We start from the raw sequence: 20,601 nt of genomic DNA on the forward strand, positions 1-20,601 counted from the left end.
ATTCAACCCTTTCACGGAGGTGGATCTTCAATGCGCAAGTCCCGGCTTTCCCTGGGCGCGCTGGCCCTGGTGCTCCTGCTGCTGGTGTCGGCCTGCGGCTCGACCGGCTCCTCGGGCGGTGACGGCGGAGGTGACGGCGGAGGCGCCGCCGGCAGCTCCGGCGCCAGCCCGAGCCCCGGCGGCGACACCGGCGGCTCCACGCAGGCCCCGGCCGAGCCCATCAAGATCGGCGTGATCACCTCGGTCACCGGCCCCCTGGCAGGCTACGCGGACCAGGAGATCAAGGGCTTCCGGCTGGGCATCGAATATGCGACCGGCGGCACCAACGAGGTGCTGGGCCGGCCCATCGAGATCATCATCGAGGACGACACCGGCAGCCCCGACGTCGGCAAGCAGAAGGCCATCAAGCTGCTGGAGCAGGACGGCGTCCACATCCTGCAGGGCTCCGCCTCCACGCCGGTGGCGCTGGCGGTGGCCGAGCAGGCGAAGCTGTATGAGGTCGTCTTCATGGTCGACCCGGCGGCGGGCGACCAGCTGACCACCACGGATTTCAACCCGTACATCTTCCGCACCGGCGGCAACACCACGCAGGACGCCCTCACCGGCGCCAAGGCCGTGGTGGAGAACCTGGGCAGGACGATCGTGCACCTGGCGCCGGACAACGCCTTCGGCACCTCGTCCCAGGACGCCTGGAACCCGCTGTTCGAGCAGAACGGCGGCACGATCCTGCGGAACATCAACGCCCCGCTGGACGCCAAGGACTTCGCCACCTACCTGCAGCAGGTGATCGAGCTGGAGCCCGATGTGCTCATGGTCACCTGGTCCGGCGGCAACGCGCTGAAGCTCTTTCAGCAGATCGGCGAGCTGGGCCTCTTCGACAAGATGAAGGTGACCACCGGCGTCGGCGACCGGGCCAGCCTCATCGGCATGGGCGACGCGGCGGTGGGCATGACCGGCGTGGTGCGCTACTTCTACACCATCCCCGATAACCCGGTCAACGACTGGCTGGTGAAGGAGCACACCGAGCGCTACGGCGAGCCGCCCGACCTGTTCACCGCAGGCGGCATGGCGGCCGGCATCGCCATCGTGGAGGGCATCAAGAAGGCCGGCTCCGCCGACGCGAAGGACCTGATCCCGGCGCTGGAGGGCATGAGCTTTGAAGGGCCCAAGGGCACCTACACCTTCCGGCCCGAGGACCACCAGGCGCTGCAGCCCATGTACTTCGTCGAGCTGGTGAAGGATCCGGACCACGACTATCCGATCCCCCGGCTGATCACCGAGGTGAGCCCGGAGGACAGCGCGCCGCCGGTCAACGTGCCGGGCAGGTAACGTGAGGAGGGTGCGCGGTGGAGCCTGAGATCATCCTGGAGACCGTGGACGTGGCGAAGTCCTTCGGCGGGCTCGCCGCGAACCAGGGGATCTCCATCAAGGTGCCGGCCCGGACCCTGCGCTCGGTCATCGGGCCCAACGGGGCGGGCAAGACGACCCTGTTCAACCTGATCAGCGGCATCTACAAGCCCACCGCGGGGCGGATCCTGTTCCGGGGGGAGGACATCACCGGCCTCCCCCCGCACCAGATCGCCCGCAGGGGCATCGGCCGCTCGTTCCAGATCACCAACCTGTTCCCCGAGCTCACCGTGGTGGAGAACGTGCGGCTCGCGGCCCAGGCCGGCGGGCGGCACAGCTGGCACCTGTGGCGCTCGGCGGAGTCGCTCCGGGAGTACACCGAGAAGGCCGAGCAGGCCCTGGAGACGGTGGGGCTCACCGGCCGGGCCCGCGCCCTCGCCCGGGAGCTGGCCCACGGCGAGAAGCGGAAGCTGGAGATCGCCATCCTGCTGGCCACCGACCCCGTGGTCATGCTGCTGGATGAGCCCACCGCCGGCATGAGCCGCGAGGAGGTGCCGGGCATCATCGAGGTCATCGAGCGCATCAAGGCCGAGCGCAGCCGCACCATCCTCATGGTGGAGCACAAGATGGACATCGTGCTGGGCATCTCGGACGCCATCACGGTCCTGGCGCAGGGGCTGGTCATCGCGGAGGGCACCCCCGCCGAGATCACCGCCAACGAGGACGTGCAGGCCGCCTACCTGGGGGCCAGCCACGGCTACACCCTGGCCGGCTCGGCGGCCCCGTCCCGCTCGCCTGCGGCCGATCCGCCCGTTGCGCAGGGCCAGTCGTGAGGAGGTGAAGCCCGTGTCGCTGCTGGAACTGGAAGGGGTCGAGACCTACATCGGCGAGTACCACATCCTGCAGGGCGTCTCCTTTGCGGTGCATCCCGGGGCCATCACCGTCCTCCTGGGGCGGAACGGCGCCGGCAAGACGACCACCCTTCGCACCGTCATGGGGCTGAACCCCGCCCGCCGGGGGCGCATCCGGTTCAGGGGACAGGACATCACCCGCCTGGCGCCGCACGAAGTCGCCCGCCTGGGCATCGGGTACGTGCCGGAGGACCGGGGCCTCTTCGGCAGCCTGACGGTGGCCGAGAACCTGCGAGTCGCCGTGCGGGGCGGCGACCTGGACTGGCAGGTCCGCCGACGGGGGCCCGAGGCCGCCACCGGCCGGCTGGAAGAGGTGCTGGAGCTGTTCCCGGACCTGAAGCGGGCCTGGAACCGGCCCGCGGGCACGCTCTCCGGCGGGCAGCAGCAGATGCTGGCCATCGGCCGGGTGCTGCTCAACGACAACGATCTGCTGCTCATCGACGAGCCCAGCAAAGGGCTGGCGCCGGTGGTGGTGGAGCAGCTGGGCGAGGCCCTGCTGAAGATCGCGTCACGGACGACGGTGCTCCTGGTGGAGCAGAACTTCGGCCTGGCCGAGGCGGTGGCCGAGAACTGCGTGGTCATCGACGACGGGCGCACGGTGCACCAGGGAAGCATGGCCGACCTGCTGGTCGACCCGGTGCTGCGGCAGCGCTACCTGGGGGTGGCATGAGATGGGTCTGATCGCGTGGCTCGCGCTCCAGGGGCTGACCGTCGGGCTGCTCTGGTTCCTCATCGCCTCGGGGCTCAGCCTGATCTTCGGCCTCATGAACGTGCTGAACTTCGCCCACGGCGGGCTCTACATGCTGGGCACCTACGGGGCGCTCACCATCTACATGGCCACCGGCAGCTTCCCCCTGGCGCTGCTGGGCGGCGCGCTGCTGGGGGCGGCGCTGGGCGCCTCGATCGAACTGCTGGCGATCCGCCCGCTCTACGGCCGCCCGCTCTTCCAGGTGCTGATGACCCTGGGCGTGATGCTCATCTTCGACGAGGCGGTGGAGGCGCTCTGGGGGCCGCACCCGCTCCCCTTCCAGACGCCCGCCCTCCTCACGGGCACCCTGCAGGTCTTCGACCGCCCCTTCCCGGTCTACCGGCTGTTCATCATCGCCGTGGGGCTGGCGGTCTGGCTGGCGGTCCACCTCTTCCTCACCCGCACGCGGCTGGGGGTCATCGTCCGGGCGGGGGTGGAGAACCGGGAGATGGTGCAGACCCTGGGCGTGGACATCCGCAAGGTCTTCACCGGGGTCTTCGCCCTGGGCGGCATGCTGGCGGCCCTGGGCGGCGCCGTGGCCGGCCCCTTCGAGGGGGCGCACACGACGCTGGCGGCCGAGAACCTGCTGCCCGCCTTCATCGTGGTGGTGGTGGGCGGGCTGGGCAGCTTCACCGGCTCGCTCCTGGCGGCAATCCTGGTCGGGCTGGTGCAGGCCTTCGTGGGGTTCTACGCGCCGCAGTTTGCGCTGGCGGTGAACATCGCCCTGATGGCGGTCGTGCTGGTCCTGCGGCCCCAGGGGCTGCTGGGCGAACAGAGGGGGTGACGTGGAGATGCTGCAGCCGCGCAGTTCCCTGCTGGGGCGGATTCTGCCCTTCGTGATCATCGCGGTGCTCTACGCCCTCCCGTTCCTGCCCGGGGTGGGCCGGAACCGCTACCTGCTCTCGCTGCTGATCGGCGCCTTCGTCTTCGCCGTCTTCGCGATGTCGTTTGACGTGCTCCTGGGGTATACCGGCATCGTCTCGTTCGGTCATGCGCTCTTCTTCGGGGCGGGCACCTACGCGGCGGCCCTGCTGGCGAAATACTACGGCGTCGGCTTCTGGGCGTCCATCGCCCTGGCCCCGGCCATCGCGGCCGCACTGGCCCTCATCATCGGCGGGCTCTCGCTGCGGGTGCGGGGCGTCTACTTCGCCATGGTCAGCATGGCCTTCGCCGAGTTCTTCCGGGTGGCCGCGGAGAAGTTCAGCAGCATCACCGGCGGCAGCGACGGCCTCAGCGTGCAGGTGGCGCCCGACTGGGCCTACGGCCCCCGCAACCGGGTCGAGCTGTACCTGCTCACCCTGACCCTGGCGGCGGTGGTCTTCCTGGTGCTTCGGCGCATCATCGGCTCGCCCTTCGGCCGGGTGCTGGTGGCCATCCGGGAGAACGAGCAGCGGGCCGCGGCCATCGGCTACAACGTGTTCGCCTTCAAGCTGGGCGCCATCGTGCTGGCCGGCGCCGTCGCCGCCGTGGCCGGGGTGATGTACGCGGCCACCGAGAACTTCGTGGTGCCGACGGTGCTTTCCACGGAGACGACCGTGAACGTGCTCCTGATGACCATCATCGGCGGCGCGGGCACCCTCGGCGGCCCGGCCCTGGGCGCCGGCGTCGTCCGCCTGGCGGGCACGCTGCTCTCTTCCTACACCGAGCGCTGGCGCCTGGCCCTGGGGCTCTTGTATGCGCTGATCGTGCTCTTCCTGCCGCAGGGCATCGCCGGCGTGGCCCGCAGCCTGCGGCGGATGACGCTGGCCCGGGCCGGAGCGGAGGTGCGGGCAGCGCGGTAGGGTGGTGGGCGGTGAATTGTGCTGCGAGCAACGACCGGCCCCGCCGTGACTCACCCATGAGTCCGGCGGGGCCCATCATCTCGAGGCGCAGTATGACGGCCGGGAAGCACAGAGAGCCTCCGGCGGTCCTGAACCCGCGTAACCTGCCCCAACTCGCTGGCCCGGGTCCCTGAGGCAACTGGCTGTCTCGGGAAGCTCGGGGCGCTCCCGCCGCACGTCGTGCCCGTGGCCCGACTTTGAACGCCTCATCGACTCGGCCCACGGCGGCATCGCCGGCCAAGTGCGGCCAATTTCCACTTCCCCACCACCAACAAGTCGAAATCCGCCGCAGTTCGCACCCCGCACCGAGCTCCAAACACCCCAACACGCCGGCCCACGGCTGCGCCGCCGGCCAAGTGCGGCCAATTTCCACTTCCCCACCACCAACAAGTCGAAATCCGCCGCAGTTCGCACCCCGCACCGAACTCCAAACACCCCAACACTCCGCCCCTCGGCTGCGCCGCCAGCCAAGTGCGGCGAATTTCCACTTCCCCGCCACCAACAAGTCGAAATCCGCCGCAGTTGGCACCCTGCACCGGGCTCCAAACACCCCAACACTCCGGCCCACGGCTGCGCCGCCGGCCCAGTGCGGCGAATTTCCACTTCCCCGCCACCAACAAGTCGAAATCCGCAGCAGGTCGCCACCTGCACCGGTCTCCCAACTCCCCATCACCCCGGCCCACGGCGGCGCCGCTTGCCCAGTGCGGCGAATTTCCACTTCCCGACCACCAACAAGTCGAAATCCGCCGCAGTTGGCACCCTGCTCCGGGCTCCCAATACCCCATCAGCCCGGCCCAGGGCCGCGGAGCCGGCGCTTGTTCGCCCCCAGCACCCGACTCCAAACACCTATACCCCCGGCCAGATCAATACGCACGGGGACCCTCACCCGGATTCACACGGCTCCCGAAAAAACTCGAACCCGGACGCTGGGTCACCAGCGTCCGGGTTCCTGTTCATCACCGCCACTCGCCCGGGGCCACCTTGTCCAGCAGCCGCTTGATCACCGTCGCGGTCTCGGCGCGGGTGGTGTGCTCCTGCGGGGCGAAGGTCGTGTCGGAGCGCCCCATCATCAGGCCCTCGGCCACGGCGTAGCGCACGCCGTCCTGAGCCCAGGGGGCGACGTCGGTCCAGTCGGCCATCCAGGTCAGCCGCTCGGCCACCTCGCGGTCGATGGAGCCGGGCAGGTTCAGCCGGTCGGCCATGCGGCTCAGCACCACGGCCAGCTCCTGCCGGGTGACCGGGAGGTCGGGCCGGAACGTGCCGTCGGGATAGCCCATCATCACGCCGGCCCGGATGGCGCCGCCGATCTCGCCCGCCATCGGGTCATAGGGCGAGATGTCGTGATAGATGCGGGCGAACCGGTCGTCCTCGCCGAGCTTCAGGGACCGGGCCAGGATGGCGGCCAGCTGCCCCCGGGTGATGGGCCGGTCCGGGGCAAACTCGGTGGGCGAAACGCCGCGCAGGACCTGGCGTGCGGCCATCTCGTGGACGATGCGGTAGGCCCAGTGGCTCGGGGGCACGTCGGAGAAGCGGTTGTCGTAGGCCAGCAGCACGGTGATTCCCGGCGCCGCCTGGGCCACCTCGATGCGGTCCCCCTCCGCCGACAGCCTGCCGCCCAGCGGCTCCAGCTGCGCCCTGTCGGACACCTGCGTGAAGACCGCTGTCGTGGCCGCCTCGATCTCATCCACAGCGTGGACGGGGTGGCTCACCACCACCGGGGCGGGCCAGGCCGTGAGCGGCCTGGGCACGCCGGCCGGGTCGATGCGGGTCAGGGTCAACGCCAGCGGCTCGCCGACCACCCGGTAGCCGCCGACGCCCAGCCAGGGCTCCACGTAGCGGGAGTCGATGTCACCCTCCGTCAGGGTGACGGCCAGCCGCTCGTCCTGGGCCAGGCTCAGGTTGGCCATGAACGCCGGCGTCAGCGTCACGCTGCCCCGGGCAGACTCCACCTTCACGGCGACCCCCCAGCCGGCCGCCCGCTGCAGCGCCTGGGCGTCCAGGAGCGCAGCGCCGTAGGGTTCATCGCCGAGATGCACCGTCACCGCCGGCTCACCAGGAACGGCATCCGCTTCCTCCCCGGCCAGGACCGCCGCCACCGCGGCGCCCATGTCCAGATCGGTCACGCTGACGACCGCCGTCCGATGCGGATCGGCCCCCCCGGGCAGCACTGCGGTCACCAGGGACTCATCCCGGGCGGTCGCCGGGCAGTGCAGACGACCGTCGGGCCCCACCTCGCAGGGGCCGGTGGCCTCCGGCGCCTGCGTCCGGAAGGAGCTGACCAGTTCGGCGTCGGGGCCGTTGGTGCGGGTGGCGTGGATGCGGAAGGTGTACCGCGTGGCCGGCTCCAGCCCGGTCAGGGTCACCCCGTGCCGATAGCCCCGGCCGGCGTACCGGCTCAGCTCCGTGCCGCCGTCCGGGCGGTAGAAGACGGTCACTTCCGCCGAGGCGTCGGTTTCGAACCGCAGGCTGGCCCACTCGGCGCCGGTCTCCACCTCGACGTCGCCGATCTCCATCGGCCCGTACTCGCGCGTCAGGTTGATCGTGTACACCTTCTGCTCGCCGTTCTCCGCCGTCACCGTGACCGTGATGCGGTTGAGGCCGACCTTCAGATTCTGGTGCCCCTCCACGTTCACCTTCGTCCAGGCGTCGCCGGCGACGTAGTTCACGGTCACTTCCGTGACCTCGTGCGGGACCGTCGCGGAATAGGTGGTGCGATCGGGCTGGAACTCGGGCTGCAGGCGCCCGGGGTTGATGGAGAGGTCGACCAGCTCGGTCACGGTCGACTTGGACCGCACGAAGGTCAGCAGGTACGACTTGGATATCCCGGTGACGGGGGAGTACACCTCCACCTCCACGGAGCCGCCGCTGTCATCCAGCGTGATCGCCGGCGACAGCCTGCCGCTCTGGGCGTCCCGCCACTCGTCCAGCGTATCCGAGCGGCGGATGCGGAGGCGCACGTCGTCATCCTGGGTGGTGGCCGTCACGTTCACCTGGGGCAGCCAGCCGGAGTAGACCACGGTGTAGCCGAGGATGTAGGGGTCGAAGGTCGGCGTCATGGTCCCCTGCGACGGCTCCAGCCCGCTCAGCCACAGGTTGTTGACGACCAGGTCGAACTGGTGCGTGGTCGTGGCGCCGTCTCCGTCGTCGACCTTGACGGTGATCCTGGCGGTGCCGATCTTGCCGTCCACCGGCCTTAGCCGCAGCTTCCACTGCCCGGGAGCTTCCTTGGTCAAGATGATGTGCTCCGAATCGTTCGGCACCAGGGCCTGATTCCCCGACGTGACGACGGGATCCGCGAACTGGCTGACATCAGAGTCCACGTCGGTCACGATGATGGCGATCTCGGGGGACACCTGCCCGATCTCGGTGCCGATCGACGGGATGTGTTCGATCACCGGCGGGTCGTTGACCGGCTGGACCCTGATGCGGAACGTCTGCTCGGGAGATGTGTCCTCGCCGCCGTTGGCCGTTCCGCCGTCGTCCACCAGCCAGATCGCCACCACCGCCTCGCCGTACTGGTCCTGGGCGAGCGTATAGGTAAGCGTGCCGTCCGGCGTCACTTCGGGACCCTCGGCGAACAGTCCCGCCCCAGATTCGACGCGCAGCTCAAACCACACCGTCTGGTGTTCCTCAAAGGGCCCGGGCGAGATCTCAGTGGCCCAGCCGACGACCTGCTGCGGGGGCGCATCCTCGTCCACCGTATGGATGAGATCCTTCAGCACGAAGGACGGCGGGTCATTCACGGGCTCCACCGTCAGCCGGAAGCTACGGCTGGACGAGTCCTCGCCATCGGAGATGGTGAGCGTGATGATCGCCGTGCCGTACCGATGCGTCGCCGGCAGTGCGGCGACGTCCGCACGGCCGTTGCTGAGGACCACCGACATGCTGCCGTCCGGCAGCAGGTCCGGGTTGTCGGAGGCGATGGTCGCCGTCAGGCTGCTCAGGGGCGAGTCCACATCCCAGTAGGTCAGGGAGATGCCGGTGAGCGACTCGCCTTCCAGAATCGTCACCTGCGAGTAGTTGAACTCGCCGAGCTCAGGCGGGTCGTTGACGGGGTTGACCGTCAGCGTAATCGGATACTCGGCCCGCACGTCGTCGTCACGGCTCCAGGTGTGGATGAAGATGGTCGCAGTGCCGCTCTCATCCCGCGCCGGCTCCACCACCAACCGCCGGTTCTTGCCCGTCCCCTCGAGCCTGACGCCATCCGCAGCCAGCAGGTCGGGGTTGGCCGGGTCGACCACGAACGTGACGTCCACTTCCACCTCGCTCATGGGCGAATCGGGGTCGTAGACCTCCACGTCCCGGATGAACGTCTCGTCCTCATCGATGGTGATGTGGTCGCCGATGCCGATGATCCGGGGCGCATCGGGCACGGAGTGCACGACCACCTCAATCGGGTCGGACGTGACCTCAGCCGAACCGTCGCTGAGCGTCACCCACACGGTGGCCTCCCCGAACTGGTCGGCCGCCGGGGTGATGACCAACTCCCGGTGGAGACCCGTACCCCTGAAGGTCAGGCTCCCGGACGGCAGAAGGGTCGGGTTGTCCGTTGTGGCCGACAGCTGCAGCCGGTCGAGGGGGGTCTCGACGTCGAAGACGGACAGACCTATGACAGCCGTATGGTCCTCGTCCATCTCCACCCGGCCGGCGTGTACCGTGAGCTCCGGTGGGTCGTTGATCTCCCTGACGTTGATGATGAACACCGCGGACGCCACCTCGGCGGCGCCGCTCACGACCGTCAGGTGCACCTGAATCGGGCCGCTCTTGTTCTGGATGGGCCTGACCATCAAGCTGTACGTGTCGACCCAGTTCTCGCTCCGCACCAGCGACACCTGTAGCTGCTCGGTGTCGGTTGACTTGGCATCCAGCCGGGTCCCGCCCGGGCCGTCCACGTCCTCAACCACGATCTCGAAGAACGCCGTGGTGTCCTCATCCATGGTGTTCGAGGCGGGCAGCTTGATCACCGGCGGGTCGTCAACGGGATCGACGATCAGTTCAAACTGGGCCGTGGCGATCGCGTTGCCGCTGTCCTGCACGGTGACCGTGATGACGGTGGACCCGTGCGCGTCCTTGAAGGGGGTGATGTGCAGCGTCCAGTCGGTCCCCGCGCCCTCGACGATGAGGTAGGGGGCATACGGCGGCACCAGGTGGTCATTGCTGGACTCGAAGTGGAACGTGAAGTGGTCAAACGGGTCGGGGTCGTACAGGTACAGCGGCACGCTGAGCCTGACGTCTTCCTTCGTCCGCTGCGGAGAGGGAATCGGGTCCAGGACCGGCGCATCGTTGACGGGGTTGACCGTCAGCGTCAGGTAGTGGGTGGTGACCATGCCGTAGTCATTCTCGGCCTCCACCACCACGACCACCTTGCCGAACTTGTCGGGCGCGGGATCCAACTGCAGCCGGTACCGGCCCGGGCCGACCCGGTCGAGGGCCACCCTGTCCTGGGGAAGCAGCACGGTATCCCGCGAAATCACGCGCACTTCCTTGATCTTGTCGTCCGGCGTCACATCAAAGTGGAAGACCGCCGTGCCGTCCTCATCCATCACGGCCTGCTCCGGCAGATTGTCGATCTCGAGACGCCGGGCAATCACCACCCGGAACTGCGCCGTGGTGGTGTCCTCCTTGTCGGAGGCCGACACGGTGATGAACGTGCTGCCCTCCCGGTCGCGCCGGGGGATGATCGTCAGCCGCCAGCGGTCGGGGCCGATGTTCTGCACCAGGATGTTCTCGATGAACAGCGTGTCCTGGGCCGTGGCCGTCACCACGAGGCCGCTGGCCGTGCTTTCCACGTCGGTGATGCGCACCGTGACGTCGATCTGCGTGACCCCGATCTCGCGCAGCACATCCGCAATGGGTTCGATCACCGGCGGGTCATTGACGGAGTTCACCTTCAAGGAGAACCGGTGCTCCGCGCGCTCGCCCGCGCGATCCACCACCTGCACGGTGATCTGCGTCTGGCCATGCTCATCGGGACTCGGCTCGAGGGTGACCTCCCACCAGCCGGGCCCCTTCTGATCGACGGTGATGCGGCCCGTGGGCAGCAGCTTCGTGTTGCTGCTCAGGACGTGAAGGGTGAGTTCGTCCCCCTTGTCCGGGTCCTCCGCCTCTACCTCGAACCGATAGACACCATCCTCATCGATCTGCTGCTCCACGGTGGGCAGGGCACGGGTGAAGCGGGGCGGATCATTCTGCGGCCGGACGTCGACCGTGAACGCAGCCTCGGTCTCGCCGCCGTCGAGATCCCTCACGACCACCCTGATCGTGGTCGTGCCGTGCGCGTCGGCGACCGGCTGCCATGTCACCGTCACACTGCCCTGATCGTTGACGACCTGCGCGTCGGCGTCCCTGAACAGGTCCTGGTCATCAGCCGTCACCGTGACGGTCAGGTCCTGGGCCGGGGTCTTGTCATCGGAGACCGTAAAGTTAAACGTCAGTTCACTGTCCTCATCGATGGTACGCTTCGGCAACGGATCGGGCTGGATGCGCGGCGGCTCGTTCACCGCCGTCACCGTGACCGCGAACGTATGCGCCACCGTCGCCTCGCCGTCGCTCACGGTCACCGTCACGCTGGCCTTCCCGCTCTTCCCCACCACCGGCAGGATGCTGATCTGCCGGTTTGCGCCGGTCCCCGTCACGGCCACCGACAGCAGGTCAGGCGAGTCGGTGGTCACGTCCACCGTCAGGTCGTCGCCGTCGGGGTCATCCGCCCAGATCATGGGGCCGGCCTGCTGCAGGCTGATGCCGCCGGGGGTCCCGATCCGCACCGGGATGGCGATCGGAGTGTCCTCCGGGGTTTCCAGATCGCTCACCTGCGCGTGCAGCTCAGGCTCATCGTTCACGGGCGTGACCGTCAGCTGCACGGCGGTGTTGGTGTAGAGGTTGTCCTCGTCGGTCGCCGTCACGATGATGGTGCCCGTGCCGTGCGCATCCGGCACCGGGGTGATCGTCAGCACCCGGTGGGCGCCCGTCCCGCTGACCCGCAGGCCGCTGTCGGCCACCAGGTCCGGAGTGGTGGAGTAGGCCGTCACCCGCACCGCAGTGGGGTTCTCGTCGTCCACCTGCAGCGGCAGCTGGTAGGTGCCGTCCTCCTCCATCTCGACCGCGTCCTGGACCACGATTGCAGGAGGAAGGTTCTGCTCGGTCAGCGTGATCTCATAGGCAAAATCGAACTCGTGGTGCGCCCGCCAGGCCCCGGGCTGGAACTCCAGCAGCGCATGCCCGGGCGCCGCGTCGGGGTTGTCCACGTCATACCAGTAATAGGCCGTGGGCTGGTCAGGATTGCTCTCGCCCGCCGTGGTCACCACCAGGGCGTACTCACCGCCCTGAGTCAGCCGCTGACCCGGTTCGGCCGCCAGCGGCACGTCGACCCACACCGGCCACGCGCCCTGCGGGGCGGGCCTCAGCTGGCCCTGGGCCAGGATCCGGTCTCCCAGGCGCCCGCCCGAGACCGTGCGCACCTCCACCCGCAGGTCGGCCGTATCCCCCTCCCAGCGCAGCGGAAGGCTGACGCGCTCGACCACGCCGGTGGTGTCGGCCGTGAAGACCTGCGCGCAGGCATACCCCGCCCGGCACTCCTGCGGCGGCTCTGACGGGTCGAACTGATCCTGGACAAGGGTTCCCCCGAGCGCCAGGGGAGACCACAGGTCAGATAACAGCAGCAGGCTCAGGGCAACTGCAATCCGCTTGACTCTCCACATGCGTCGTGATCCTCCCGCTTTCCCCCACCTCACGCCCGGCGTCGGGCGACGTCCGCATAGGGGTTAAACAAGTATTGCCTAAAACTTGTTCGCCTGAAAGGCTCAGATTTCCTCTCAGCGAGCACCGCCGCCACGGCGCGCAAAGGGGAATACTGATCGGGAGGTGAGGTGCCATGGGGAAGAGTTTGAGCAGGCCGCGGATCGGGCTCGCCCTGGGCGGCGGCGGCGCCCGGGGAGCGGCCCACGTGGGCGTGCTGCGGGCGCTGGAGGCGGCGGGCATTCCCGTCGCCTGCGTCGCCGGCACGTCGGTCGGCGCGATGGTGGGAGCCGCGTACGCCGCCGGACTCTCCACCGATGACATCGAGCGCGTCTTTGCCGCGGTGCGTTTCCGCGACCTGTTCCGGCCCATCTGGGCGCGCGACGGCTGGCTGGACAACTCGCCCCTCGCCGCCTCCTTCGAGCGGGTGGTGGGACGGCTGAAGGTTGAGGACCTCCGCATCCCCTTCGCCGCCACCGCCACCGACGCCGACACCGGCGAGCCCGTCACGCTGCGGAGCGGCCCGCTGGGCCCGATCCTGCGCGCCTCCACGGCGATGCCCTGCATCGTGCGGCCGGTGCAGCTGGGCGACCGGCGGCTGGTGGACGGCGGCGTGGTGCACAAGGTGCCCGTCGCGCAGGCGCGGGCCCTGGGGGCGGACATCGTGATTGCCGTCGACCTCTCGGTTCCCTACCCCTGGAGACGAAAAAAGCCCAGGCATCCCCTGGTCTTCCTCATGCGCATGCTGGAGATCATGGATCAGCACCTGGTGGCCGCACAGCTGAACGGGGCGGATGTGGTCATCCGCCCCTGGGCCGACTGCGGCATCTTCGAGTTCCACCGCTACCGGGCGCAGGTCCTGAGCGGCGAGGCGGCCGCGGCCGAGGCGATCCCGGCCATCCGGGCGTGCCTGGACGCCTTCGGCGCCGACCGCCTTCCCGGGGCTGACCGCCTCATCGGCAGCGACCGGCTGCCGGGCAGCGACGTCGCCACGGGGCGCGAGCCCGGCGGGGCGCCAGCGGCCGCACCCCCGGCCCGGCCCGCGCCCTCCCCCCAGCCGGGGCTCCTGCCCCTCACCGCCTCCCGGCCTCAGGCCTCGTCCCCGTAGCTCTGCCGGGCGTACTGGTCGGGAATCCAGCCCCAGCCCCAGATGGGCGTGGGCTGGCGCGGCACGTGGCCCAGCACCTCAAGCGGGTCGAGGTTGGACGAGAGCACCTCGCACTGATGGTGCCAGTTGGCGCCAAAATCAAAGATGTACGTAAACCGCTCCCCCCGCTTCACCTGCGCCCCCACCCGGACCTTCTCGTAGTCGACCACCTGTGTGTCGTAGTCCTCATCGGGTATGCCGAAACAGCGCCCGTCGGGGAAGCGGAACTCGTGCAGGTGGCTCAGGTCCCACCGGGCAAAGCCCAGGTCGATGGCGGTCGCGAGATCGAGGAACGTATGTGAAGGCCCAACCAGGAAGATGCGACCCGGCTGCGGCGCGAAGTGCAGGCCAGCGCCCGAAACAAGGTCCACGCGAACGGTAAACCACCCTCGTACTGCCACCTCAGTGCCCCCTCTGCTGACGCGCATCGTGCTGCATGGCACTACTGCTTCGCAAGAGGCCGGGTGATCTCCTGCACGAAATCGCCATTAATATGCAGAAAGCCCCCGTGCCAAACGGCACAGGGGCTTTCGGTATGCGCCCCGCTTTACGCCGACTCTGCGACGTCGGGCTGATCGGCCGCCAGCCAGCCCCGCACCAGCACGAAGCCCAGCAGGTGGCAGAGGTAGCCGACCGCCAGCAGCGTGTTGATGAGCGAACTGGCGTTGTCGCCCAGCGCGATGGTCTCGTTGGTCGTGCCGACCATGTAGTAGAAGGCGGCGTAGAGCAGGATCGTGCCCAGGGGCACCCACAGGGCGTGCGGGCCGTCGCCCTTCCTGGACATGAGCCAGATCGGGCCGCCCAGCAGCACGGCTCCGCTGGGGATGACCGTCATCCACATGAGCGTGTTCTGCCATACCTCCGCCGTCACGGCGCCGTAGTGGGCCGCCACCGCGTACCCGAGAATGCCCACCATGCTGTAGGCCACGAAGTAGGGCGTGATGCGGCGCCGCTCGTCCATCAGGGCCAGGAACCCGGTGGCGTAGAGCACCGCGGCCAGGAGCGCCATGGCGCCCACGAAGGGATCCAGCGCCAGCTCAGCCTTGCGGCCCACCAGGAAGACCACGATGAGCGACACAATCGAGCCGCCCAGGAAGGCGCCGTGGTGCAGCTTCACGTAGCGGCCGCACGCGTGGTGCAGGACCCACAGGAAGAGGATGAAGCCGAAAGCCATCGCCATGCTGTCCATGTACTGCAGGAAACCACCACCGCCGCCACCTGGCATCAGTTGCGCCCCCCTTCCACAGTCGCCGCCTCAGGCCGCCGGTCCGAGATCAGCCGGCGCACCCAGCTCACCAGCAGCTCGTCCACCGAGCGGCCGAGCCGGACGGAGAGCAGCAGGCCCGCACCAGCCAGCATGAAGAGGCTGCCCGTGAGCACCAGCGGCTTCGCCATGATCATCGCGTAGTTGACGCCGTCGAAGACGTGGCTGGAGCCCACGCCCCAGGGCGAGAGCGCCGTGAACAGACCGGCCACCATCAGGGCCAGGCCGCCCGGCGTGCTGTAAGGACCGGTCCTGCCCAGCGGCCGGTTCCAGTCCACCTTGTTGCGAATGGCCGGGATCTGGGTGATCAGCATGTACACGAGGGTCACGATGGTGATGTAAAAGCGCACGTTGGTCGGCGCCGTCCCACCGCGGATCATCAGGGAGTACCGCATGCGGATGTACGTAATGACCAGGCTGAAGGCCATGAGGCCTATGGCCGTCCACACGGCCCAGCGCTCACCGCGGAACATGGCATAAGTCAGAATGACGAAGACGAAGCCGAGGATCATGACGGTGATGGTGATGGGCTGGTAGATGTGCTGATACGGGATGTACGGCATGGCCGGCCGGTAATCGGGTCCGCCGAACGAGACGCAGACCGCGCCGATGCCGCCGATGATGTGAAACACGGTCGTCAGGGTCATGAGCAGAACAGCTGCGCCGCGCACCAGAGGGGTTGGGTCTTTCGTCATAGTCATCCTCCTCGCGCTGTCTGTCGCGACCGGAGAATCCCCGGTCAATTCACACATAACAAAGCGCTCGGCGCAAAACATTGACCTGGATCACATATACGCTAAATATAGATAGTTTGGTTATGTCCAAATCGCCCCCCCGGCGCGTTAGTGCCAGGCGGCCCTGGTGCGTCCAAATACTTATGGAAATGTGCCCAAAATGGGGCATTCCGGCGGGTAGAACGAAAGCGGCGGCTCCCGCAATGTTATTTAGGAAGGGAGGTGACGGCATGTCCACACCGCAGCCGAGGGAACGCTGTGCGGACTGCCCGGTGCGGGAGCGCGGCGCGCCCTTCTGCTGGCGCGACATGCGGGATGAGCTGATGCTGCTGCGCCCTCTGGCTACCCGCCGCGAGCTGGCACGGGGCGAGATCCTCTTCAACCAGGGCGACCCGGTCGTGGGCTGGTGGCTGGTCACGCGCGGGCAGATTCACGAGTACGTGGTGGATGCGGAGGGCCGTGAGCAGATCATCCGCATGGCGCCGCCCGGCGCGCCTGTGGGGCTGGCCGGCCTGCGCATGACGCCCGCGTACTGCTACGGCGCCCGCGCCGGCCGGCAGGGCGCGGAGGTCTACTTCGTCGAGCGCGACGCGACCTGGCGCGCGATCCAGAACAACCCCGATCTGGCCTGTGCGCTCATCTCCGGCCTCTCCGAGGAGCTGACCCTCAGCTACATGCGCCTGCAGCACGTCTCCACGCTGCCGGCCCGGTCCGTGGTGGCCAGCATCCTGCTCATGACCACCGAGTGCCGCGACGGCACCTCCTTCGTCTCCCTCACCCGGAGCGAGATCGCCTCCATGTGCGGGCTGGCGGTGGAGACGGTCGTGCGGGTGCTGGGCGAGCTCAAGAGCCAGAACCTGATTGAGGACGCCGGCTACGGCCACATCGAACTGCTCGATCCGTGCGAGCTGCACCGCATTTCCCTGAATCTGGATGAGGCAGCGCTTGAATCGGTTTGATTGACTCAGGTCAATGTTCCGCCGCCTCCCCGCTGGTAAGGTGAAGGTGACAGGGATCCGCCAGGGAGGGAGGCACCATGCAAAGTCGTCTGCACTACCTGTTCCGTTCCACGCGCGGCCTGTGCCTGCTGGCCATCGGCCTCGTTGCCCTGGTTACCGCCATCTGGATGACGCTCTCCGGCCCCATGGTCGAGTGGGGCGTGCGCGATGTGACGGTGAACCTGCTGGGCATGAAGCTCGAGCCGGTGCAGCGCGAGGGTCGCATCGTCAGCCTGTACCATTCCATCGCCTTTGCCGTCGTCGCCGTCCTCGTGTACCTCATCACCGACCGGGTGCCCATGAAGCCCCAGCAGCAGGCCAACATCAACACGGTCACCACGGTGGGCTACCTGCTGGCCATGTTCAGCGGACTCATTTTCGGGTACTTCGGCCAGAACTGGGTCTTCCACGGGCTCTTCCTGGTGGGCCAGGCCCTGCTGTTCTACGCCGGAATCCTGCTGGCGGTGGCCCTCTGGCCCTTCGGGTCCGAATACCGCCAGCGCGACCCCAGTTACGCGCGCACGCGCGGCGGCATCGACCTGGAGCGCGCCGCTTTCTTCACCATGGCCGTCTGCACCCTCATATCCGCCATCTTCGGGGCGATTCCCGGCGCCTTCTTCGGCAACGGGTTCGTCTCGTTCTTATCTGAAGACGTGGTGCGCGACCCGGTGCGGACCGTGCTGCAGAGCTCGATCATCGGCCACCTGCACATCATGCTCACGCTCATCGCCGTGGCCACCTGTCTCCTCATCTGCAGATGGTTCGACTTCAAGGGCACTCTGCACAGGCTGGCCATGCCGCTCATGATCTTCGGCACCATCGTGACCAGCTTCGGCGCCTGGTCCGTCGTGTTCACGGCGGCCGCCCACACCATCATCTACGTCGGCTCCACCTTCATCCTGCTCGCGGCGCTCTTCCTGGTGATCTACGCCTGGGGCAGGCTGATCAGCGACCGGCTGGCCGAACAGGGCATCGAGAAGGCCACCTTCGGCCAGAAGCTGAAGGCCCTGGTGCACGACCCGCTCCGCTTCGGGGCGACGTGGCAGATGGTCTACATGAACTTCTGCACCACCTTCGTCGGCATCTTCATGGCCGTGAAGCTGGACGATCTCATCCGCACCATGCCCCACCGTGAGGAGCGCATCACGCTCGCCGGCCACTGGCACATGCTCTCGGCCATCGTGGCCACCATCATCCTCTTCTACTTCGCCGACATGATCGGCCTGAAGGGCAAGGTGCGCCGCTGGTTCGGCTGGATCGTGATCATCGGCTCCGACCTGGCCTTCGCCGGCGCCACCATCTTCAGCCTGAAGCGGCTGTTCGTCAGCGAGTACTACCAGCAGGGCATCGTCAACAACACCATGCTGATGATGGACATCGGCCTCGGGGCCGTGCTCATCGTGCTGGGCATCTTCATGCTCTGGCTGCTGGTGGATCTCTTCCGACCAGGCGGCCGCTGGAGCAAGATGACGACCACCATCGCGGCGCTCATCGTGGCCTCCTCGCTGCTGGCGGGCTGCGGCTCTCCGCCCACGCCCCCGCCCGGGCTCAGCCAGTTCACCGAGGCCGGGGCCAACCCGGAGGCCTGGGTCACGGTTCCCGCCGGGCCCTTCCCCATGGGGCGCGATGAGATCGAGACGATGGTCGACGAGTTCGAGATCATGGTGACCCCGGTGACCAACGCCCAGTTCGCCGCCTACCTCGAAAAGGCGCTTGCAGACGGCACCCTGCGGCGCGACGGCGACGTCATCGTGGCGCACTACCCCGGAGATGCGTTCAACCACGGCCGGCACGAGAAGGAGTACCCGCCGGGCGACTACCCGCACTTCTTCCTGGGCGATCCGGCCAACCGCATCGTGGAGGACGGCGGCGGCTTCGCCGTGCTGCCGGGCTACGAGAACCATCCCGCCACCATGGTGACCTGGTTCGGCGCCAGGGGGTACTGTGAGGCCCACGGCTGGCGGCTGCCCACCGAGGCGGAGTGGGAGAAGGCCGCCAAGGGCACGTCGCAGCGGGCCTATCCGTGGGGCGACGAGATCACCCCGCAGCACGCCAACTACTACCACAGCCGGGATCCCTTCGAGACCGCCGAGGGGTTCAGCGACACCACGCCGGTCGGTTTCTACAACGGCCAGCGCTACGGCGACTTCCAGACGGTCGACGCGGCCAGCCCCTACGGCGTCTACGACATGGCCGGCAACGTCTCCGAGTGGACGGCCGACATCTACCCCATGATCCACTACCGCTACCTGCGGGGCGGGAGCAAGGCCGACTACGCCTACGACCTGCGCACATGGAGCCGCAATAACGTTGAGCCGGAGTACAAGAGCCCCAGCATCGGTTTCCGGTGCGTGCGGTGAAGTACGACGGGCCAGGAAGGTGACTGCAGATGATTCAGTTCCTGCAGGATCTCTGGTCGCTGATCAAGAGCAAGCAGACCGCGCTCCTGCTCTTCACCGGTGTGGCCGGCTACGCCAGCGTGGCGGAGCCGCTGCGGGGGGGATGGGTCCCGCTCCTGGGGGCGCTCTTCCTAAGCATCAGCGGGGCGACGGTGCTGAACATGGTGTATGACCGCGACATCGACGCGCAGATGGCGCGCACCAGGCACCGTCCGCTGGCCGCGGGCCGCCTGTCGCCGGGGCCGGCCCTGGCCCTGGGGACGCTGCTCACCGCGGGCGGCCTCTTCTGGGCATTCCTGACGGACCTGCTGTTCGGCCTGGTCGTCCTCGCCGGCTGGCTGCTGGACGTCGTGGTCTACACGGTCTGGCTGAAGCGTCGCACCCCCTGGTCGGTCCTGTGGGGCGGCATCTCCGGCGGCATGCCCGTGCTGGCCGGTCGGGCCCTGGCCCTGGGCCGCATCGACCTGGTCGGCGCGCTCCTGGCCCTGGCCGTGCTGCTCTGGATTCCCACTCACATCATGACCTTCAGCATCAAGTACGCCAAGGATTACGCCAGGGCGGGGGTGCCGGTCTTCCCCAACGTCTACGGGCAGGACGTGACCCAGAAGGTCATCAGCGGCTCCACCGTGCTGGCCGCCCTGACGATGGTGGCCGTCACCTGGCTGCTCTCGCTGCCCTGGGGCACCCTGGGCGTCTCCTTCTGCCTGGGCGCCGTGCTGGTGGGCCTCTCGGCCAACGCCCTGATCCGCCCGTCGGTGGCGGTGAACTTCCGGCTCTTCAAGTTCGCCTCGGTCTACATGGTGGCCGTGATGGCCCTGATCACCGTGAGCTGAGTACGCTGCGACACAAGCCCCGAACCCAGGACGCCACGCCGGTGGCGTCCTTTTTCTCTCGCGCGGGACGGGTAGGGATAATGTCCCACTGGGCATGAATAGGATTCTTTCCATGAATGGCTTTGACACAGATACACAGAGCAGAAGGAGGGGGCGCTGTGCGTGAGAAGGCGCGACCGCAGAGAATCGCCCGGCGGGCGCTCCTGAAGCAGGCAGGCGCCGCGGCGGCGGCCGCCGGCCTGCTGGGAGGCGTCCGGATCAGGCGACGGGCGCGGCTGGCCGGCCGGGCGGAGGCCGCGGAGCCGCCGCCCGCAGCCCGGGGTTACCGCCCGCCGGTGATGCAGACCGTGACGCTCACGGTCAATGGCGCCGAGTACACGGTGGAGGTCGACACCCGCGACACCCTGGCGAACCTGCTCCGGGAGCGGCTCCGCCTGACCGGCACGCACGTCACCTGCGACCGGGGCGAGTGCGGCGGCTGCGGCGAGAACCGCGTCCGGCTGGCCGCCCTCACCGCCCTGGACGAGGGCCGGCCCGCTCTGGAGGAGATCGACCTCCTGGACGATCCCTCCCTCCCCGACGGCGCCGTCTGCGGCGGGGTGATGGAGGTGCTGATCGAGCCCTTCGGGCGCTGACGCGGTGAGAACCGGGTTTCCCCGGCGGGAA

General features: G+C 68.2%; 14 protein-coding genes. 10 read left to right on the top strand and 4 right to left on the bottom strand.

Annotated elements, in window-relative coordinates; genetic code table 11:
* The first annotated feature begins 30 nt into the window (after positions 1 to 30).
* From ACZ45O_RS07850 to ACZ45O_RS07870, 5 genes are read left to right on the top strand one after another with little or no spacing between them, the layout of a single operon-like run.
* Positions 31 to 1,329, top strand: a complete 1,299-nt coding sequence (locus ACZ45O_RS07850; RefSeq protein ID WP_464857195.1) for a substrate-binding domain-containing protein — start codon at positions 31 to 33, stop codon at positions 1,327 to 1,329.
* A gap of 17 nt (positions 1,330 to 1,346) precedes the next feature.
* Positions 1,347 to 2,180, top strand: coding sequence for an ABC transporter ATP-binding protein (locus ACZ45O_RS07855; RefSeq protein WP_464857197.1), 834 nt, complete (start codon positions 1,347 to 1,349; stop codon positions 2,178 to 2,180).
* A gap of 13 nt (positions 2,181 to 2,193) precedes the next feature.
* Positions 2,194 to 2,928 carry an ABC transporter ATP-binding protein gene (locus ACZ45O_RS07860; RefSeq protein WP_464857199.1) on the top strand — a complete coding sequence of 245 codons (735 nt, stop codon included), beginning with the start codon at positions 2,194 to 2,196 and terminating at the stop codon, positions 2,926 to 2,928.
* A 1-nt stretch (position 2,929) separates the two neighbouring features.
* On the top strand, positions 2,930 to 3,790 hold the full coding sequence (locus tag ACZ45O_RS07865) for a branched-chain amino acid ABC transporter permease (RefSeq protein ID WP_464857201.1): 861 nt from the start codon (positions 2,930 to 2,932) through the stop codon (positions 3,788 to 3,790).
* Positions 3,791 to 3,797: 7 nt separating this feature from the next.
* On the top strand, positions 3,798 to 4,787 hold the full coding sequence (locus ACZ45O_RS07870) for a branched-chain amino acid ABC transporter permease (RefSeq protein ID WP_464857203.1): 990 nt from the start codon (positions 3,798 to 3,800) through the stop codon (positions 4,785 to 4,787).
* Between the two features lie 995 nt (positions 4,788 to 5,782).
* Here ACZ45O_RS07870 and ACZ45O_RS07875 read toward each other — a convergent pair.
* Positions 5,783 to 12,523, bottom strand: a complete 6,741-nt coding sequence (locus tag ACZ45O_RS07875; RefSeq protein ID WP_464857205.1) for a tandem-95 repeat protein — start codon at positions 12,521 to 12,523, stop codon at positions 5,783 to 5,785.
* A gap of 173 nt (positions 12,524 to 12,696) precedes the next feature.
* Here ACZ45O_RS07875 and ACZ45O_RS07880 point away from each other — a divergent pair, with 173 nt between their 5' ends.
* Positions 12,697 to 13,668 (top strand): patatin-like phospholipase family protein, encoded by a 972-nt coding sequence (locus ACZ45O_RS07880; protein ID WP_464857207.1) that lies wholly within the window; start codon positions 12,697 to 12,699, stop codon positions 13,666 to 13,668.
* On the opposite strand, the gene ACZ45O_RS07885 is transcribed toward ACZ45O_RS07880, so the two are convergent.
* The 3 genes from ACZ45O_RS07885 to ACZ45O_RS07895 all read right to left on the bottom strand — a co-directional run bounded on the left by ACZ45O_RS07885 (position 13,650) and on the right by ACZ45O_RS07895 (position 15,666).
* Complete coding sequence (locus ACZ45O_RS07885) at positions 13,650 to 14,108, bottom strand: IS1096 element passenger TnpR family protein (RefSeq protein ID WP_464857208.1); 459 nt, start codon at positions 14,106 to 14,108, stop codon at positions 13,650 to 13,652. The genes ACZ45O_RS07880 and ACZ45O_RS07885 overlap by 19 nt on opposite strands.
* A gap of 146 nt (positions 14,109 to 14,254) precedes the next feature.
* A complete protein-coding gene (locus ACZ45O_RS07890) occupies positions 14,255 to 14,932 on the bottom strand; it encodes a hypothetical protein (protein ID WP_464857210.1) in 678 nt (225 codons plus the stop codon).
* The gene (locus tag ACZ45O_RS07895; protein WP_464857211.1) at positions 14,932 to 15,666 is read right to left on the bottom strand and encodes a DUF7144 family membrane protein; all 735 of its coding nucleotides are present in this window, start codon (positions 15,664 to 15,666) and stop codon (positions 14,932 to 14,934) included. The genes ACZ45O_RS07890 and ACZ45O_RS07895 overlap by 1 nt, the downstream gene beginning before the upstream one ends.
* A 269-nt stretch (positions 15,667 to 15,935) precedes the next feature.
* On the opposite strand from ACZ45O_RS07895, the gene ACZ45O_RS07900 reads away from it, so the two are divergent.
* From ACZ45O_RS07900 to ACZ45O_RS07915, 4 genes are all read left to right on the top strand, one after another.
* Entirely contained in the window at positions 15,936 to 16,664 is a 729-nt protein-coding gene (locus ACZ45O_RS07900; protein WP_464857213.1) for a Crp/Fnr family transcriptional regulator, read from the top strand.
* 77 nt (positions 16,665 to 16,741) lie between these two features.
* Positions 16,742 to 19,063 carry a formylglycine-generating enzyme family protein gene (locus tag ACZ45O_RS07905; RefSeq protein ID WP_464857215.1) on the top strand — a complete coding sequence of 774 codons (2,322 nt, stop codon included), beginning with the start codon at positions 16,742 to 16,744 and terminating at the stop codon, positions 19,061 to 19,063.
* Between the two features lie 29 nt (positions 19,064 to 19,092).
* Positions 19,093 to 19,935, top strand: coding sequence for a heme o synthase (gene cyoE, locus ACZ45O_RS07910; protein WP_464857217.1), 843 nt, complete (start codon positions 19,093 to 19,095; stop codon positions 19,933 to 19,935).
* A gap of 158 nt (positions 19,936 to 20,093) precedes the next feature.
* Positions 20,094 to 20,570, top strand: a complete 477-nt coding sequence (locus tag ACZ45O_RS07915; protein WP_464857219.1) for a hypothetical protein — start codon at positions 20,094 to 20,096, stop codon at positions 20,568 to 20,570.
* Positions 20,571 to 20,601: the final 31 nt, after the last annotated feature.

The organism is Symbiobacterium turbinis (assembly GCF_055383075.1).

Coding starts and splice junctions, on each gene's coding strand:
- ACZ45O_RS07850 (WP_464857195.1), top strand. CDS start 31: ATGCGCAAGTCCCGGCTTTCCCTGGGCGCGCTGGCCCTGGTGCTCCTG.
- ACZ45O_RS07900 (WP_464857213.1), top strand. CDS start 15,936: ATGTCCACACCGCAGCCGAGGGAACGCTGTGCGGACTGCCCGGTGCGG.
- ACZ45O_RS07890 (WP_464857210.1), bottom strand. CDS start 14,932: ATGCCAGGTGGCGGCGGTGGTGGTTTCCTGCAGTACATGGACAGCATG.
- ACZ45O_RS07905 (WP_464857215.1), top strand. CDS start 16,742: ATGCAAAGTCGTCTGCACTACCTGTTCCGTTCCACGCGCGGCCTGTGC.
- ACZ45O_RS07875 (WP_464857205.1), bottom strand. CDS start 12,523: ATGTGGAGAGTCAAGCGGATTGCAGTTGCCCTGAGCCTGCTGCTGTTA.
- ACZ45O_RS07880 (WP_464857207.1), top strand. CDS start 12,697: ATGGGGAAGAGTTTGAGCAGGCCGCGGATCGGGCTCGCCCTGGGCGGC.
- ACZ45O_RS07870 (WP_464857203.1), top strand. CDS start 3,798: ATGCTGCAGCCGCGCAGTTCCCTGCTGGGGCGGATTCTGCCCTTCGTG.
- cyoE (WP_464857217.1), top strand. CDS start 19,093: ATGATTCAGTTCCTGCAGGATCTCTGGTCGCTGATCAAGAGCAAGCAG.
- ACZ45O_RS07895 (WP_464857211.1), bottom strand. CDS start 15,666: ATGACGAAAGACCCAACCCCTCTGGTGCGCGGCGCAGCTGTTCTGCTC.
- ACZ45O_RS07865 (WP_464857201.1), top strand. CDS start 2,930: ATGGGTCTGATCGCGTGGCTCGCGCTCCAGGGGCTGACCGTCGGGCTG.